This is a genomic window from Halorubrum sp. SD612, from assembly GCF_002135005.1.
Genome location: NZ_NEWI01000066.1, coordinates 1 through 16,471, shown reverse-complemented (window position 1 = coordinate 16,471; position 16,471 = coordinate 1). Strand labels below are relative to the sequence as shown.

15 protein-coding genes and 1 tRNA gene are annotated in these 16,471 nt (G+C 69.2%); 9 read left to right on the top strand and 7 right to left on the bottom strand.

Annotated features, from left to right (window positions below):
- The first annotated feature begins 187 nt into the window (after positions 1 to 187).
- Both B9G38_RS09115 and B9G38_RS09110 read left to right on the top strand, forming a co-directional pair.
- Entirely contained in the window at positions 188 to 1,582 is a 1,395-nt protein-coding gene (locus tag B9G38_RS09115; protein ID WP_049932021.1) for a cytochrome P450, read from the top strand.
- Complete coding sequence (locus B9G38_RS09110; RefSeq protein ID WP_049932022.1) at positions 1,583 to 1,765, top strand: hypothetical protein; 183 nt, start codon at positions 1,583 to 1,585, stop codon at positions 1,763 to 1,765. It begins immediately after the preceding gene.
- Positions 1,766 to 1,778: 13 nt separating this feature from the next.
- On the opposite strand, the gene B9G38_RS09105 is transcribed toward B9G38_RS09110, so the two are convergent.
- The 3 genes from B9G38_RS09105 to mdh are packed head-to-tail and all read right to left on the bottom strand — an operon-like array spanning position 1,779 to position 3,546.
- Positions 1,779 to 2,375, bottom strand: coding sequence for a 2'-5' RNA ligase family protein (locus B9G38_RS09105; RefSeq protein ID WP_086220182.1), 597 nt, complete (start codon positions 2,373 to 2,375; stop codon positions 1,779 to 1,781).
- A 13-nt stretch (positions 2,376 to 2,388) separates the two neighbouring features.
- Positions 2,389 to 2,577, bottom strand: coding sequence for a hypothetical protein (locus B9G38_RS09100; protein WP_049932025.1), 189 nt, complete (start codon positions 2,575 to 2,577; stop codon positions 2,389 to 2,391).
- A gap of 54 nt (positions 2,578 to 2,631) precedes the next feature.
- Entirely contained in the window at positions 2,632 to 3,546 is a 915-nt protein-coding gene (mdh, locus tag B9G38_RS09095) for a malate dehydrogenase (protein WP_049932026.1), read from the bottom strand.
- A gap of 108 nt (positions 3,547 to 3,654) precedes the next feature.
- Here mdh and B9G38_RS09090 point away from each other — a divergent pair, with 108 nt between their 5' ends.
- Positions 3,655 to 4,248: a hypothetical protein gene (locus B9G38_RS09090; protein ID WP_086220183.1), complete on the top strand. Its 594-nt coding sequence runs from the start codon at positions 3,655 to 3,657 to the stop codon at positions 4,246 to 4,248.
- An 82-nt stretch (positions 4,249 to 4,330) separates the two neighbouring features.
- Complete coding sequence (locus tag B9G38_RS09085) at positions 4,331 to 6,208, top strand: histidine kinase N-terminal 7TM domain-containing protein (RefSeq protein WP_086220181.1); 1,878 nt, start codon at positions 4,331 to 4,333, stop codon at positions 6,206 to 6,208.
- Between the two features lie 740 nt (positions 6,209 to 6,948).
- Here B9G38_RS09085 and B9G38_RS09080 read toward each other — a convergent pair.
- Positions 6,949 to 7,692, bottom strand: a complete 744-nt coding sequence (locus B9G38_RS09080; protein ID WP_049932029.1) for a DNA polymerase sliding clamp — start codon at positions 7,690 to 7,692, stop codon at positions 6,949 to 6,951.
- A gap of 519 nt (positions 7,693 to 8,211) precedes the next feature.
- Entirely contained in the window at positions 8,212 to 9,615 is a 1,404-nt protein-coding gene (locus B9G38_RS09075) for a phosphoglucomutase/phosphomannomutase family protein (protein WP_086220180.1), read from the bottom strand.
- A gap of 616 nt (positions 9,616 to 10,231) precedes the next feature.
- On the opposite strand from B9G38_RS09075, the gene B9G38_RS09070 reads away from it, so the two are divergent.
- From B9G38_RS09070 to B9G38_RS09050, 5 genes are all read left to right on the top strand, one after another.
- Positions 10,232 to 10,792: an NADPH-dependent FMN reductase gene (locus B9G38_RS09070; RefSeq protein ID WP_086220179.1), complete on the top strand. Its 561-nt coding sequence runs from the start codon at positions 10,232 to 10,234 to the stop codon at positions 10,790 to 10,792.
- A 70-nt stretch (positions 10,793 to 10,862) separates the two neighbouring features.
- Positions 10,863 to 11,234, top strand: a complete 372-nt coding sequence (locus tag B9G38_RS09065; RefSeq protein ID WP_086220178.1) for a rhodanese-like domain-containing protein — start codon at positions 10,863 to 10,865, stop codon at positions 11,232 to 11,234.
- A gap of 89 nt (positions 11,235 to 11,323) precedes the next feature.
- Positions 11,324 to 11,878, top strand: a complete 555-nt coding sequence (hjc, locus tag B9G38_RS09060) for a Holliday junction resolvase Hjc (RefSeq protein WP_086220177.1) — start codon at positions 11,324 to 11,326, stop codon at positions 11,876 to 11,878.
- Between the two features lie 70 nt (positions 11,879 to 11,948).
- Positions 11,949 to 12,905: a serine/threonine-protein kinase Rio1 gene (gene rio1, locus B9G38_RS09055; RefSeq protein WP_086220176.1), complete on the top strand. Its 957-nt coding sequence runs from the start codon at positions 11,949 to 11,951 to the stop codon at positions 12,903 to 12,905.
- Positions 12,906 to 13,008: 103 nt separating this feature from the next.
- Positions 13,009 to 13,551, top strand: coding sequence for a KH domain-containing protein (locus B9G38_RS09050; RefSeq protein ID WP_017343573.1), 543 nt, complete (start codon positions 13,009 to 13,011; stop codon positions 13,549 to 13,551).
- Between the two features lie 761 nt (positions 13,552 to 14,312).
- Here B9G38_RS09050 and B9G38_RS09045 read toward each other — a convergent pair.
- Positions 14,313 to 14,383: transfer RNA gene (locus B9G38_RS09045), tRNA-Pro, on the bottom strand.
- A gap of 73 nt (positions 14,384 to 14,456) precedes the next feature.
- The coding region (locus tag B9G38_RS09040) for a DEAD/DEAH box helicase (RefSeq protein WP_086220175.1) at positions 14,457 to 16,471 on the bottom strand (2,015 nt) is incomplete at its 5' end.

The window sequence follows — 16,471 nt, the reverse complement described above, 5'->3', positions numbered from 1 at the left end:
GAGGACGCGACCGAGCGCATCGTCGACGCCACCGACGACCAGGAGGCGGCCGTCGACGAGCTGATCGCCCGCGTCGAACAGCTCGACGCCAGATAACTCCCCTACCGCCCCCAGTCCCGTCCGCTTTCGCTCCCCCGTTCTCTCGGCACCGCCGAACGTTTAACCCCGCTCAGCCCCCACAAAACGTATGTCCGTTACGCCGCCCGGGCCGCTCGGCGACCCCCTGTTCGGGAACGGTCGCCAGTTCGCTGACGACCCCTTCGGTTTCCTCCGCGCCTGCGCCGACAGCTACGGTGACGTGGTGCGGCTCGACCTCGGTCCCAGAGAGACGTACCTGCTCACGAACCCCGCCGACGTCGAGCGCGTGCTCGTCGCCGACGCCGAACGCTACCGGAAGCCCCAGTTCGGCGACGACGCGATGGACACGCTGCTCGGCGACGGTCTCCTCATGAGCGACGGCGACACGTGGCAGCGCCAGCGCACGCTCGCGAACCCCTCGTTCCACAACCGCCGGATCGGCGCGCTCGACGGGACGATGGTCGACCACACGGAGTCGCAGCTCGCGGACTGGGCCGACGGCGAGGTCGTCGACATCCAGCTCGAGGTCGCCCGCCTCACCGTGAAGATCATCGTCTCGGCGATGTTCGGCGCCGACATCACCGACGAGGAGGTGAAGACGGTCCAAGAGAACTTGGAGCCGCTCGGCGCGCGGTTCGAGCCCGACCCGCGGCGGTTCCTGATCCCGAACTGGGTGCCGACCCGCGAGAACCGCGAGTTCGACGCCGCGATCGACACCCTCGAATCCGTCATCGACGGGATCGTCGACCGCCGCCGGGGCACGGAGCGCGACCCGAGCGTCGACCCCGCCGGCGCGGAGGGCGTCGCGGTGCCCGGCCCGGCCGGGGACGGCGACGGCGACCTGCCGATGGACCTGCTCTCGGTCCTCCTACGCGCCCGCGACCGCGGCGAGCAGACCGACGAGAACCTCCGCGACGAGCTGGTGACGATGCTGCTCGCCGGCCACGACACGACCGCGCTCGCGCTGACGTACACGTTCTACCTGCTCTCGAATCACCCTGAGGCTCGTCGCGAGGTCGAGCGCGAGGCCGAGACGGCGACCGCCGACGGCCCGCCGACCGCGGCCGACGTCCGCGACATGGCGTACACCGAGCGCGTGCTCAACGAGTCGATGCGCCTCTACCCGCCCGTCTACACCCTGTTTCGCGAGCCGAAGCTCGACGTGAAACTGGGGGGGTACCGGATCCCGGAGGGGTCCGCGCTGATGGTGTCGCAGTGGGTGACCCACCGGTCCGAGCGGTGGTACGACGCCCCCGAGACGTTCGACCCCGACCGCTGGACGCCCAAGCGCCGGAGCGAGCGCCCCCGGTTCGCCTTCTTCCCCTTCGGCGGGGGCCCGCGCCACTGTATCGGGAAGGCGTTCTCGCTGCTGGAGGCGAAGATCATCCTCGCGGAGATCTGCTCGCAGTTCGAACTCGGCTACGAGGGACCGGACCTCTCCTTGCGCGGCTCGCTCACCATGCACCCGAGCCATCCGGTGCCGATGCGGATCCGCGAGCGGTAGATGTCCGCCCCCGCCGACGCGTACTGCGCCCGGTGCGGCGATCCGCTCTCGAGCGGTCTCGTTGCGACCGATCGCCGCGCCTGCTGTCTCAACGCCACCCCGATCGCGGGCGTCTGCCCGACCCACGGGCCGGTGGGGCCGCACCACGCGGTCGAGGAACCGGACGCGGTCGACGACGCGTAACCTCCGGTTCGCCCTACAGATCGACCGTCGCCGCGACCTCCCGGTACTCCGGGTCCCACGCGTCGAGCGCATGGACGCGCCACCGGACCGGGTCGAACTCGGTCTCGACGAGGTCGGCGACCGCGCCCGGTTCCGGGTCGCCGCCCCGCGCCAGCGTCACGTGCGGGACGTACGCGTCGCCCTCGATTCCCTCCACCGTCCCGAACGCCGCACAGAGCCTGCGGTGAAGCCGAACGAGCCCGTCGCTCTCGACCGTCAGATACACGATCGGCCGCGACCCCGACCGCGGCGCGTCGAAGACGTCGATCCCGGTCACGGCGACCTCGAACGGGTCGGCGGGCGCGAGCGGTCGACGAAGGCGTTCGCGCAGCCGGTCGAGGGCCTCCTGACGAGGCGGGACGGGTCGGTCCCCTCCACGTTCCTCGCCCCCCTCGCCCTCTCCGCGTTCATCGCCCCCGTCGCGCTCTCCGCGTCGCACGTTCTCGACGCCGAAGCGCTTACAGACGAGGGTGTGACGCTCGCGGACGCGATCGAACCCCGTCAGTTTCGGGTGGAGATCGCCGGCGAGGCGGTCGATCGCGGGCGGGAGCGGGACGTTGAGGCTGAACACGTCGGCGTCCGCCTCAGATCCGATCGGTGAGGTGTAAGGCGATCACGACGACGAGCGCGATCCCGATCAGCGTCGGGAGGGCGTCGAGCAGCCAGAAGGCGACCTCGAGGACGGCCCCGACGATCTCCAGGAGAAGCCACACGACGACGAGCAGCAGCACGATCTTCAGGAGGTCGTCGGTGTCGATCTCGGCGCGGTTCATGGCCGGACGGGGGTGCGGCAGCGATAAAAAGACGGTGGTAAAACCGGGCGCTCGCTACGCGATCTTCTCGTACTGCTCGGAGAGCTTCTCGGCGGCCTCGTCGAGCAGTTCGGCCTCGTACTCGTCGAGGTCCCACTCGACGACCTCCTCGACGCCGTTCGCGCCGAGCTTCGCGGGGACGCCGAGCGCGGTGTCGTCGTAGCCGTACTCGCCGTCGAGCACGACCGAACAGGGGAGCACCTCGCCGGTGTCGTTGAGGATGGCCTCGACGGTGTGGGCGACGCCGGTGGCGGGTCCCCACTGCGTCGCGCCCTTCCGGCTGATCACGTCCATCGCGGACTCCTGGAGGTCCGCGAGGATCTGCTCTTTCTCGTCGGCGTCGAACGACGGGTCGCGGCCGTCGACGCGCACCTTCGAGAAGACGGGCGCCTGCGCGTCGCCGTGTTCGCCGAGGATCGTCGCCTCGACGTTCTGGACGGGCGCGTCGAAGCGCTCGGAGAGGACGTAGCGGAAGCGCGCGGAGTCGAGCCGGCCGCCGAAGCCGACCACCTTGTGGCGGTCGCGGTCGCCCGCCTCGTAGAGGTGGCGGTTGAGCAGGTCGACCGGGTTCGAGGTGGTGACGGTGACGAAGTCGTCGTTGTGCTCGGCGATCGAGGACCCGATGTCCTCCATGATCGGCGCGTTGTCGCCGGCGAGGTCGATCCGGGTCTGCCCCTCCTTGCGCGGGATGCCCGCCGTGATGACGACCACGTCCGAGCCGGCGGTGTCCTCGTACTCGCCCTGCCGGACGGTCGTGTTCGAGTCGTACGCGACGCCGTGGTTCGCGTCGGCAGCCTGTCCGATCGTCGTCTCGCGCTGGTCCGGAATGTCCACGAAGACGAGCTCGTCGACCACGTCGCGTAACGCGAGGTTGTAGCCGGCCGCGGCTCCGACGGTCCCCGCCGCACCGATAACGCTGACCTTTGTCATACCGTGTAGATTCGCGACCGGCCGGTGAGTAAACGTTTCGGAACCCCGCTAACGTTCGTGACCGTCGTCGCGAAACCCCTAACTCCCGCGGCGTCGAAGCGTCGCCTCGTGCCGACGTTCCGCTACCCGTGCCCCGGCTGTCGGACGACGAACAGCCTTCACGACGCCGACTGTGAGTTCGAGGGCGTGAGCTGGCCGACCGTCGAGAAGGCGTACACCGACCTCCTGTCGGTGCTGTCCGCGGAGCCCGACGGCCTCCCGGAAGCGGCGCTGCGGGACGCGGTCCCGGCGGAGTGGGGCGGGCTCCACAAGGCCGCGCTCGGCGCGCTCCGCCGCGACCAGCGCGTCGTCGAGGACGGCGACCGGCTCCGCCTGCTCACCGCCACGGAGTTCAAGGAACGCGTCTCGGAGCCGACTCGCGACCCGATGCGCACCGTCTACGAGCACGGCTCGGTCCCGGGCTGTCACGACAACGCGGTGTTCGCGATGGTGGCGTGGTACGAGATGGTCGGGCTCTCGTGGCCCGAGACCCGCGAGAACGTGATCGAGTGGCTCCGCGAGTCGGGCGCGTGGGACCGCGGCGGCTTCGAGGAGTCGACGCCCGGCGAGCTCGTCGACGCCAAGCGCCACGTGTACGACGAGGGGTACGGCTGGAAAGAGAAGGGACAGGCCGCGAAGCGAGTCATCGAGCGGCATCTGTAGCGCCGGTTCGTCCGGAGCGCGGACCGGACGGACCGCCGCCCCACGACAGCTTTACCCCCGCCGTCGCCGTCGTACCCGACGAATGGCCCTCGACCTCGTTCCCGCGTGGCCCGCCGTCGGCTCCCTCGCGGGCGGGGCGGGGGCGCTCGCGCTCGCGTGGGCGATCCGCGAACACCGCGGCCGCCCCGGCGTCGACTGGTTCCTCGGTGTGTTCGCCGCGCAGGCGACGTGGTGTCTCTCCTACGGCGTCGGCCTGCTGGTCTCCGAACCGGCGATCCGAGCCGCGCTGGAGGCGACGATGTGGCTGGGCGTGATCTGGACAGGGATCGCCTTCCTCGGGTTCGCACTGGAGTACACGGGCCGGAGCGACGTGGTCCGGAGCCGCCTGTTCGCGGCGGTCGTCGGGTTCGGCGCACTCTCGTCCGCGCTCGTCGTCACGAACTCGCTCCACGGTGTCTTCTGGACCGACTTCGCGCGCGACCCCGCCTTCGGCGTCGAGACCGTCTCGTACGCGTTCGGGCCGTGGGCGTACCTGACGGTCGCCGCGGAGACGGTCCTCGTCGCCAGCGCCGTGTTCCTCCTCGTCGACACGCTGCTCAGCTACGGGCCGCTGTACCGCCGCGAGAGCGCCGCGGTCGCGCTGAGCTCGCTGCCGCCCGGGTTCGCGCTGGTCGCGTGGGCGCTGGCGCTCGGCCCGGTGCCCCAACTCCAGCTCGCGCCGGTGATGTTCGTCCCGCACCTGCTCCTCGACGCGTATGCGTTCGACCGCGCGGAGATGTTCGACCGGAACCCGACCACCAGCCGCGCCGCGGAGCGCACCGCGATCGACGACCTCCGCGACCCCATCGTGGCGCTGGCGCTCGACCGCCGCATCGTCCGGATCAACCCCGCGGCCGAAACGGTGCTCGGCGTCGACGCCCAGACCGCCCGCGACCGCCCGCTCGCCGATTTCCTCGATCTCCCGGTCCGCATCGGCGACGCGGGCGAGGGCGAACCGGACGGCGGCGAGTCCGGCCCGGACGACGAAGCGGGCGGTTCCCGCGAGACGGTCGAGATCGACGCCGGCGACGGCGCCCGCAGCCGCACGTACGCGGTGTCGGTCTCCCGGCTCACCGACCCCAACGGCACCCACGTCGGGTACACTCTCGTCCTCTCGGACGTCACCGACCGCGAGCGCCGACGCCAGCAGCTGGAGGTGCTCAACCGCATCCTGCGTCACAACCTCCGCAACGACGCGGGCGTCGTCCGCGGGTACGGCGAGATCCTCCGCGATCGCGTCGACGACTCGGAACTCGTTCAGATGGCCGACGCGGTCGAGCGTCGCGCGGGCGCGCTGGCCGCGCTCGGCGAGAAGGCCGGGACCGTCGAGCGGCTGCTCGAAGATCGGGACCCCGAGCCGACGGACGTGCGCGACCTCGTGACATCGGCCGTCGCGGACGCCCGTGGCCGCGACGACGCGGCGATCGAACTCGCGGTCGACGGCGAGCCGACGACCGCCGACGGCGGGGCGGCGACTTCCGTCGGCGAGCGGACGACCGGAGACGCCGACGACGACGAGTGGGTCACGCGGGTCCGGCTCGACGCGCTCCGCGCGGTCGTCGAGAACACGGTGGAGAACGCGCTCGATCACCACGACGGTCAGGGAACAGAACGCGATGACGGCGGGGCGTGGGTGCGGGTCGCGCTCCGTCGAGAGGAGCGCGGAGGCGACGGCGGCCACGAGGGCGAGGGCGACGCGCGGTTCGTGCTCGCCGTCGCGGACGACGGGCCCGGGATCCCCGAGCACGAAGTCGAGGCGGTCGAGTCCGGGCGTGAGACCGCCCTCGAACACGGCTCCGGGCTGGGCCTGTGGGTCGTCGCGTGGGGCGCCGCCGCGGTCGGCGCCGACGTCGAGTACGCCGACCGGGAGCCGCGGGGGACGTGGGTGACGGTGTCGGTTCCGGTCGTAGACGGTTTATAAAGCGTGTGCCTCGCCGTACGCCTGTGCCTTCAGACGATCGTAGCGCTCTCGCGAGTCGAGTACCCACTTGTACTCGAATCCGGGCGGTGGGGTGCTTCAGTCGAGGAACGAGTGAGTCTCTTCGACCCCGAAGCGGATCGTTTCGCGGCCGTACGACGGTGAGAGGCCAATCTCCTCGAATAGATTAAAAAGAACCCCTGACGGTCGTCTCGGTGTCGTATCCGTATTGCTGTTCTCGGTTCGCCGTACTCCTGAACATCGAGACACCCGTCACAGACGTACCACATCTTGGCGATCCGTGGCGTCAGCGATAGACTCTCTGGGAACCGCTTCTCGCCGGATCGGTACCACCGACGAAGTGACCGCATGAACGGGTGAGATCGCGATATGACGGTATACATATCGTGATAGTTCTCAGCCCTCGCATTTGGACTGAACCCCGATTCACGGTTACTATGTGCCAGCTCCGTTGCCGTCTTTTTTTAATCGGACACCGGTCTCAACACCCCCATCTCGTGGTCGAACCACTCCAAGGATTGCTTGTAACCATCGGGAGACGGAACAGGCCGTGAGCACCGTCGTTCGTCTTTGGGACGGACCCCCCGTCACCCATGAAACAGCCGACGAGGATCTCGCGAAGGTACGTGGGTGTTTCGGGGTAGTAACAGCTTCCGCGTGCCCAGTGACTACCGACCCGCTTGAACGACTCTCCGCATCCTGGACACGCTTCCCTCGGTAATTTACTCGCTCTGAATCCTCGGTGCAAGCATATACGTTGCCTGTCCGAGCCCCTCGGCGAAGCCGTAGTGGAGCTTGACGGGGAACTCCTCGCCGAGCTCGACGGTGACCTCGGCGTCGGAGGGGATCGCCTTGTTCATGTCCTTGAGGTAGTCGAGGCTGAACAGCGAGTCAGCGGGGCCGGCGGTGAGCGCGATGAGGTCCTCGCGGTCGAGCTTGAGGTTCACGTCGTCGGTGTCGCCCTCGGCCTCGATGAAGAACGCCTCGTCGGTCTCGTCGACGCGGAGGCGGATGTGGTCGGAGACCATGTCGGCGGCCTTGATCCCGCGGTCGAGCTGGGCGCCCTCGACGACGATCTCGGAGGCGAGATCGAGGTCCGGGATGTCCGGCTCCTGGCGGATCGAGTCGGGGTCGATGAGCGCGAGGGTGTACGAGAGGCCGTCGATCTCGATGTGGAGCTTGCGGGTCTCCTCGTCGAGTTCGAGGTGGATCAGGTCGCCCGAGTTGGCCATGCCGGCGATGTCCTCCAGGCGGGCGAGGTTGACGCCGATGACGCCGCCGTCGGCGTCGTAGGACTCGAACGCGGCCGCCTCCAGCGTGAGGTCGACCATGCCGACGTTGGCGGGGTCGACGGCCCGGATGGAGAGCTCCTCCTCGTTCAGGCGGATCTTACACTCGTCGACCAACACGCTCACCGAATCGAGCGCGTCCTGAAACGTCGACGCGCCCACGATGGCCTTGAACATATACGTTCGGCTAGGGCGGTATCCCCTAAAAAGACACCCGATCGGGTCGGCACGGAAACGCTCAAACCGACCGGATGAGCCGGGCGACGACGACCCCGAGCGTCACCACGGCTCGCAGTGGGCGGAGCCGTTCGAGCCGGTATTCGAGGGTCTCCGCCTCGTCGGCGTCCCGGCCTCTCGCCTCCGCGTCCGCGCCGTCGTCCGCCGGATCGCGCGTGAGGTCGCGGGGCTCCTCGCTACCGGGGCCGCGGGGCGCTCCGTCGCCGGGGTCGGGCGGCTCGGATCGGCCCGTCCGTCGGGGCGCCGTCGGCCGGCTCCGCGAGCGGTGTCGGGTTCACGTCGGTGCGCTCGGGCCCTGACAGTGGCTCGTCGACCGTGTGTGGCCTGCGCCGCGCCAGGCGGTACACGACGGTACGAGGGTAATTCATGAGTAGACGAGCCGAACGCAAGACGGAACTGAAACTCGTCCGCGCGGGAGCGGGTTCCCGGACCGATCGCGCCGGTCGTCGCGCGCGGCCCTCAGACGAGCGGCTCGACGAGGTCGCGCCCCTCGGCGAGCAGGTCGTCGACGGCCTCGTCGGAGTCGGCCTCGGCGTACACCCGGAGCTTCGGCTCGGTGCCCGAGGGGCGGACGAGCAGCCACGAGCCGCTCTCTAAGAGGAGCTTGAACCCGTCGAGCGTGACGACCTTCGCTACGGGGGACCCGCCGACTGCCTCCGGGATGTGGTCCTCCAGCTCGTCGAGGACCGCTTCTTTCCGGTCGTCCGGGCAGTCGAGCGACACTTTTCCGGCCGCGATGTGGCCGTGCTCGTCGAGCAGGCGGTCGACGCGCGCGTCGAACGGCTCGGCGGCGTGGGTCGCGGCCGCGAGCAGCCCCATCAGCACGCCGTCCTTCTCCCGGACGTGACCGCGGAGGGTGAACCCGCCGGACTCCTCGCCGCCGAACAGCGCGTCGTGCTCACCCATCGCCTCGGCGACCCACTTGAAGCCGACCGGGGTCTCGTACACCGCCTCGCCGTGCGCCTCGGCGATGCGGTCGACGAGGAATGTCGTCGAGACGGTGCGGACCGCGGGCCCGGAGTCGGTCTCCAAGAGACGGTCGTAGCAGGCGGCGTAGAAGAGGTTCGCGTCGAGGACGCCGCGCTCGGGCGTGACGACCGCGATCCGGTCGGCGTCGCCGTCGTTGGCGATCCCCAGATCCACGTCGCTCTCGGGGTCGGTGACGCGCTCGGCCAGTTCTCCGAGGTGTTCGGCCGACGGCTCGGGGGAGTCGCCGCCGAAGGTCACGTCGCGCTCGCAGCGCAGGCGCTCCACCTCCGCGCCGGCCGACTCGAGGAGCGCGTCCGTGACGCCGCGCCCGCTCCCGTGCATCGCGTCGTACGCGACCGTGAGCCCGTCGAGGTCGACGCCGTCCCCGTCTCCGGCGACGCGGCCGACGACCTCGCGGGCCGCGTCGGCGTGTTCGCTCACGAGGTCGACCCGAGAGATGTCGCCGCGCTCGGCTTCGGGGAGCAGGTCGGGCTCGGCGAGCCGGTCGACGACATCCTCGGTCACGTCCGGCAGCGCCGGCGCGCCGTCGTGCGGGATGAACTTCACGCCGTTGTACTCGGGCGGGTTGTGCGAGGCGGTGATCATACACGCGCCGGCCAGTCCGCGGTCGACGATAGCGTGGGCGATCACCGGCGTCGGCGCGTCGCGCTCGGGGAGGATCACGTCGAAGCCGTTGCCCGCGAACACCTCCGCGAGGCTCTCGGCGAACCCCTCCGAGGTCTCGCGGGCGTCGTACCCCACCGCGACCGGTTCGTCGTGCCCCGCCGCGTCGAGGTGGTCGGCGATCGCCTGTCCCACGATCCGCACGCGCTCGTCGGTGAACGTGTCGAGTGTCGCGCGCCACCCGTCCGTGCCGAAGGCTATCTGGTCCATGTCGGCCACGTCGGCGGCGGGGACAATAATGCCCCGTGTCGGCCGCGAGGCTTGCGTGAGCAAATCGATCGCGGTTGTTTATAAACGGCCGCGGTGGCGCGTGCCGGTGAGCGCCGCACCGCGGCGCGAACAGCGAGGGACCGAAGGTCCCTCTGGCAGCCGGACGTAGTCCGGCGACCGCGCCACGCGAGGGAGTCGGCCGACCGGAGCGAAGCGGAGGTCGGCCGACGAGGCTGAGGAGGCGTGAGGCTGCGGTGCTGAGCGGTGCGGGGCGGGACTCAAAGGGGCAGCCGCGAGGACGAAGCCTGACGACGCAAGCACCGCAGGGAGCGAACGAAGTGAGCGACCGAGGCGCGCAGCGAGTCACGCGAGTCCTCGCGGCTGGGGCTTTGGCGGTGTTCGCCGTCGTTTTACGAGCAATCACGTATCGCCGAGCGGCTGGGGCTTTGGCGGTGTTCGCCGCCGGTCCGTTGTCGATTACTTATAAACAATCGACTGGATTTAAAAAAGCGAAACGCTCCCCCCAGAGCCGTGGACAAACCGTCGGCGACTGTGATTTCGTCTTCGGACCGCTTCGATCGCCTCCGTTTTTATTACTTGCCCCCGAACCCGGATTATGACCCGAATCGTCGCTGTCTCCGGCAGTCGGAGCGCGGACAGCACCACCCGAGCCGCGCTCCGCGTCGCGCTCGACGCCGCGGCCGACGCCGGCGCGGAGACCGACCTGATCGACCTCGCGGCCGTCGACCTCCCGCTCTACCACCCCGACGAGGGCGCGCAGGGCGACAGCGAGGAACTGAAACGCCGCGTCCGCGAGGCCGACGGCGTCCTCGCGGGCACCCCCGTCTACCGCGGCTCCTACTCGTCGACGTTCAAGAACTTCCACGACTTCTGCGGCTCCGACGAGTACGAGAACACCGCTGTCGGCCTCCTCGCGACAGCGGGCGGCGGCTCCTACGGCGGCACGCTCGAACACCTCCGGTCGACGTTCCGGAACGTCCACGCGTGGACCGTCCCCCACGAGGTCGGCATTCAGGGCGCCTCGTCGAAGGTCGAGACGGGCGCGGCCCCTGCCACCTCAGACGGCGGGCCGCGGATCACCGACGACGACCTCCGCCGCCGCACCGAGCGACTCGGGCGAGTCGTCCTCGAACACGCCGAGCGGGTGCGGAAGTGAGGGCGGTGCTGGTCGCCGAGTACCGGCCGCACCCGGCAGGGATTTCCGCCGCGAGACCGACCCTCCGCCGATGAGCCGCATTCGCCCGGACGAACTGGACGAGCGCCTCGGCACCGACGACGAGCCGTTCCTGCTGGACATCCGCCCCGAGGAGGACTTCGAGGCCGGCGCGATCGACGGGAGCCGGAACGTCCCCGTGTACGACGAACTTCGCGGCGGCGACGAGGCAGCGCTCCGCCGCCGGCTCGACGAGATCCCCGACGACCGCGAGGTCGTCACCGTCTGTAAGATGGGGATCGTCGCCAAGCGCGCGACTCGCGTGCTCGGCGAGGCGGGCTACGAGGCGTCGACGCTCTCCGGCGGGATGAGCGGCTGGAACGGGTACGAGCGGGGATCGGTCGGCTACAGGATCCGGTCGCTGTGGTGGCGGTTGCGCGGCTGACGCGAGACGGAACGGTCCCGCGGAAACGGGACCGGCGACCCGCCGGGCTTTTGCCCGGCTCCCCGCTACGACGCGTATGACCGAACCGGGTGACGACGACCGTGTCCGCTAACCGGAAGGGGGACCGCCGCGAGCGGGAGCTGGTGAACGCCTTGGACGAGGCCGGCTTCGCCGTGATGCGCGCACCCGCCAGCGGCTCCGCGACGGAGCGCGAGCTCCCCGACGTGCTCGCGGGCGACGGCGAGACGTTCTACGCCATCGAGGCGAAGTCGAGCGCGGGCGACCCGATCTACCTCACCGGCGAGGAGGTGGAGGCGCTCCTCTTCTTCGCGCGGAACTTCGGCGCGAAGGCCCGGATCGCGGTCCGGTTCGACCGCGAGGACTGGTTCTTCTTCCACCCGGGCGACCTGTACACCACGGACGCGGGCTCGTACCGCGTCAAAAAGGAGAAAGCGCTCGCGGACGGCACCGACTTCCCGGAGTTCGTCGGGGAGACCGAGAAGGTGACGCTCGGGGAGGTCGGCGAGGGCGGGAGCGGCGACGACGCGGACTCGCCCGACCCGGAGACCGAGGAGCGCCGGACGATACTGGAGGCCGTCCGCGACGGACACATGCCGGTCGAGGACGCGCTCGACGTGCTGTAGCGGGGCGGATGGACGTCCCGCGGCCCGCGACCCCCTCGCTTATCCCTCGCGGCGTCGAACCCCGGGACGAATGAGCGAGGACTTCGGCCTGCTCGAAGCCGCGGACCAGCCCGGCGACGAGTGGGAGCAGCTCGACGTCTCCGACACCGAGGCCGACCGGATCGCCCGGCGGCAGGACCGCGAGTTCGACGAGTTCCGCAAGCGGATCAAGGACACCGAGCAGTTCAAGCTACAGGAGTCGGTGTTCGACGACGCCACGCTCGCGGCCGTCTACAAGCTGGTTCAGGACGGCTACGTCGACGCCTTCGGCGGCCCGGTGTCGACGGGCAAGGAGGCGAGCGTCTTCGAGGCCCTCGGCGGGCAGGCGGGCGAGCGGCCGGAGCCGGGCTCGGCGGCCGCGGGCGGCGGTCCCGAGGGCGTCACGCCGGAGCGCGAGGTCGCGGTGAAGGTGTACCGGATCAACTCCTCGAACTTCCGGCAGATGCGCGACTACCTGGAGGGCGACCCGCGGTTCGAGGGGATCGCGAGCGACAAGAAGGCGGTCGTGCTGGCGTGGACCCGCAAGGAGTTCGCGAACCTCGAACGCGCGCGGAAGGCCGGCGTCCGCGTCCCCGAACCGATCGCGGTCCAGCGGAACGTCCTCGTGATGGAGCTGGTCGGCCACGCCGAAGAGCGCGCCCGGCGGCTGAGCGAGGTCGACGTGGAGAACCCCGAGACGGCCTACGAGGTCGTCCGCGAGTACATGCGTCGCCTGTACGGCGCCGGGCTGATCCACGGCGACCTCTCGGAGTACAACATGATCATCCACGAGGGCGAACTGGTGATCATCGACCTCGGGCAGGCGGTGACGGTCCACCACCCCAACGCCGGGGAGTTCCTGAAGCGCGACTGCGAGAACGTGGCGACGTTCTTCACCCGGCAGGGGATCGACGTCGACTCCGACGACCTCCGCGCGTACGTGACGGAGCCGGAGCCCGATCCGAGCGGCGAGCCGGAGCGGGAGTCGGACGGGGCGTCCGAGGAGTAGACCGGAGCCGCGTCGCCGGAAAGCGGCCGGAGACCACCGTCACGCGGCCACACACCGCCCGCGGCGGAACACTGTTAAAAGGCTCCGCCGGGTATCACCTCGCATGCAACACGTGACGGTTCCGCAGGACCGTATCGGCGTCGTCATCGGCGCCGGCGGCGAGACGATGCGGGAGATCGAAGAGCGGGCGAACGTGCGGCTCGACATCGACTCGGAGTCGGGGAGCGTCGCCATCGAGGAGCGCGACGACCCCGTGGCGGCGATGGTGGCCCCCGACATCATCAAGGCGATCGGGCGCGGCTTCAAGCCCGAGACGGCGCTGTCGATCCTCGACCACGACCTCCGGACGCTCGACCTGATCGACCTGTCGGAACACACCCGCAACGACAACGACCTCCAGCGCAAGAAGGGCCGCATCATCGGCGAGAACGGCCGGACGCGCGAACTGATCGAGGAGCTGTCGGGCGCGAACGTCGTCGTCTACGGGTCGACCGTGGGCGCCGTCGGCCAGCCCGAGGAGCTGGAAGTGGTCCGGCGGGCCGTCGGGATGCTGCTCGACGGCGCCCCGCACGGCGCCGTGTACTCCTACTTAGAGCGCATGTCGAACGAGCTCGACGACGACGTGAGCTTCAACGCTCCTCAGTAAGCGATATTCGGTCTCGATCTCCGAGCCGTTGATATCGTCCTTTGATTGGTTTCCCCATGATCCGTAACCGAGGATCACCGGCGTGTACCACAGTGGGATATCACGAATATGAATTAAACAGGATCGCCCCAGAGAGGATGAGCAAGACCGCAAACGCAACCTGTGGCACAATCGCAAAGAGAAACGATAGGCCGGTTATCATGAGTCCGATACCGAGAAGGATAGGGACCGTTCTCCCTTCGAATAATCTCGCAGAGTCGCTTGGTTTCGGGGAACCGTCTGTTGCCATACGGGCACATCGATAGGGATATTATAATAAATTCCGGTGCTTGGAATAAAACAAAACAGGCCATTCAGCTACTATCTCTATTCGACATGCGGTCGAAATCTCCCGGAATTAGCGGTTCTCAACACAGCAGTTTCTGTTTATAATCCCCGTGAGTAGTACGGGCACTCCCGAAGCCCCAGCCGCGAGGGCGGCGCACGCTCGCTGCGCTCCTCGTCACTCGCCTCGCTCGTTCCTGCGGTGCTTGCGTCACCTGCGCCGCCCTCCCGGCTGCCCCTTTGAGTCCCACACCCACAGCACCGCGACAGCACCTCACACCTCCCCAGCCTCGTCAGTCGCCTCCGCTTCGCTCCGGCGACTGACTCCCTCGCGCGTGCTCCTCGCGTCCTTCGGACGCTCGGAGGCACGCGCCACCGCCCGTCTCTTTATAAACAATCGGTCGCTCTCGCTCGCGGAGTTGCTCGCGCCGCAGAAGTGGGACCGCCCGGATTCGAACCGGGGTCACGAGCACCCAAGGCTCGGAGTATACCACTAACCCACGGTCCCGCACTTGTACGTACCCCGAAGAGCCGCTAAAGGGTTTCGTTGCGCTCCGCGCCGCGGTCGACTGCGGCCGCGCTCACTCCTCGTCGTCGCGCCGTTCGAGGTCGGCGACGATGTCGTAGGGGTCGGTCCCCTTCCGCACCGAGTCGAGGATGAAGAACGCCTCGTCGGGCGCGAGGAAGTGTCTGGTGACGCCGCGGCCGAGCGGCGTCGGCTCGAACCCGTCGATGAAGTTCCACTCCAACAGCTTCCCGAGCGCGTGCTTGGTGGGGACCTCGCCGATCATGCGGTCGTTGAGGCGCTTGGCCTTCTTGCCGGCGACGACGACGTTCGCGAGCGTCTCCTCTGCGGCCGCGGTCTCGTCGTAGTGGGTCGCCACGTCCTCCATCTCGCCTTTCAGGAGGGTGAACGCCACCTCGTCCTCCGTGCGGTCCATCGAGCCGTGGTACACGCCGTCGGGCTCGACGAGGAGGTAGACGCGCCCGCGGTCGTGGTAGTCCGGGCGGCCGGCGCGGCCGAGCATCTGCGAGAACTCCTGGACGGAGAGCCACTCGATCCCCATCGCCAGCGAGTCGAAGATCACCTGCGAGGCGGGGAAGTCGACCCCGGCCGCCAGCGCCGCGGTGGTGACGACCGCCGAGAGGTCCTGATCGCCGAACATGCGCTCGACCTTCTTCCGGCGCCCGTAGTCGAGCCCGGCGTGGTACGGCGCGGAGTCGTACCGCAGTTTGCGGCTGATCTCGTGGCAGCGCCGCCGCGAGTTCGTGAAGATGATCGTCTGCCCGCGGTACCCCTTCGACGACTTCGTGTCGAACTCGCGTTTCACGAGCTTGTCCGCGATCTGCGCCTTCTCGCGCCCGTCGGCGAACGTGACGTGTCGCTCGATGGGGACGGGACGTTCCTCGTACTCGATGAGGGTCGCGCGGAGCCGCTCGGCGAGCCACTCGGGGTTCCCGACGGTCGCCGAGAGGTAGACGAACTGGGTGCCGTCGTACCCCGAATGCGTCTCCATCCGCTCTTCGCTGTAGTACTTCAGCCGGGAGATGAGCCCGTCGAGGCGGTGGCCGCGCTCGCCCTCCTTCAGCGTGTGGACCTCGTCGATGACGACCGTCCCCACGTCGCCGAGGTCTTTCCCGGTCCGGAGCGCGTGGTCGATCCCCTCGTAGGTGCCGACGATCACGTCCGCGCCCGGGTCGAACCGGTTGCCGTCGTCGTTCACCCGCGAGGAGCCGACGCGGATGGAGACGTCGAGCAGGCCGCCGTAGCGCTCCTCGAAATCCTCGTGTTTCTGGTTGGCGAGCGCGACGAGCGGGACCAGAAACAGGAGCTTCCCGTCGCCCTTCAGCGCGCGGTCGATCCCGGTCAGCTCGCCGACGAGCGTCTTCCCGGTCGCCGTGGCACTCACGACCAGCTGGTCGTCGCCGTCGAGCAGGCCGTTCCGCACGGAGAGGCTCTGAACGGGGAGCAGCTCCTCGAACCGCCCCTGGAGGTGCGAGGACAGGTCGGGGTGGAGATCGAGGTCCTCCGTCCGGACGGGCGAGACGTCGTCGACGTTCGCCGACACCTCGTCGTACTTCGTGAGGTCGGGGTCGAGTCCGCCCTGGAGGAGGTTGACGATGCGGTCTAAGTCGCCGGACTCGTACAGCAGCTCCTCCAGCCGCTCCTCGGCGGCGCCCGTGAACTCCCCCTTGTACGACAGCTCTCGCTCTAGCTCCCGGCGGGCGCAGTCGCGGCAGATCAGCTCGCCGTTGTGTTCGACCGCTTCCTCCGAGGTGATCGGTCCGTACCGGCCGTCGCTCGCACACCGCCGGCAGGTCCGGACCGCCGTCGCCTCCAGCTGGTAGCCGTCGAGCATCTCCTTCAGCCGCGCCCGGCTCTCGGGGGAGGTCTGCTCGGAGATCCGGATCCGGCTAGCCGCGCGCGCGAGGTCGACGAACTCGTCCGGCTGTCGGGGGTGGTCCTCGCCGTCGCGGATCACCCGGAACTTCCCCGGGCGCGGGCCCGCGGAGGTCTCCTTGAGTTCGAGCCGCCCGCGGAGCACGCGGTTCCCGTCGCGGTTCGCGACGACGGTGTAGTCGCTCCGCGCCTCGT

Coding starts and splice junctions, on each gene's coding strand:
- B9G38_RS09115 (WP_049932021.1), top strand. CDS start 188: ATGTCCGTTACGCCGCCCGGGCCGCTCGGCGACCCCCTGTTCGGGAAC.
- B9G38_RS09110 (WP_049932022.1), top strand. CDS start 1,583: ATGTCCGCCCCCGCCGACGCGTACTGCGCCCGGTGCGGCGATCCGCTC.
- B9G38_RS09100 (WP_049932025.1), bottom strand. CDS start 2,577: ATGAACCGCGCCGAGATCGACACCGACGACCTCCTGAAGATCGTGCTG.
- mdh (WP_049932026.1), bottom strand. CDS start 3,546: ATGACAAAGGTCAGCGTTATCGGTGCGGCGGGGACCGTCGGAGCCGCG.
- B9G38_RS09085 (WP_086220181.1), top strand. CDS start 4,331: ATGGCCCTCGACCTCGTTCCCGCGTGGCCCGCCGTCGGCTCCCTCGCG.
- B9G38_RS09080 (WP_049932029.1), bottom strand. CDS start 7,692: ATGTTCAAGGCCATCGTGGGCGCGTCGACGTTTCAGGACGCGCTCGAT.
- B9G38_RS09075 (WP_086220180.1), bottom strand. CDS start 9,615: ATGGACCAGATAGCCTTCGGCACGGACGGGTGGCGCGCGACACTCGAC.
- B9G38_RS09070 (WP_086220179.1), top strand. CDS start 10,232: ATGACCCGAATCGTCGCTGTCTCCGGCAGTCGGAGCGCGGACAGCACC.
- B9G38_RS09065 (WP_086220178.1), top strand. CDS start 10,863: ATGAGCCGCATTCGCCCGGACGAACTGGACGAGCGCCTCGGCACCGAC.
- rio1 (WP_086220176.1), top strand. CDS start 11,949: ATGAGCGAGGACTTCGGCCTGCTCGAAGCCGCGGACCAGCCCGGCGAC.
- B9G38_RS09050 (WP_017343573.1), top strand. CDS start 13,009: ATGCAACACGTGACGGTTCCGCAGGACCGTATCGGCGTCGTCATCGGC.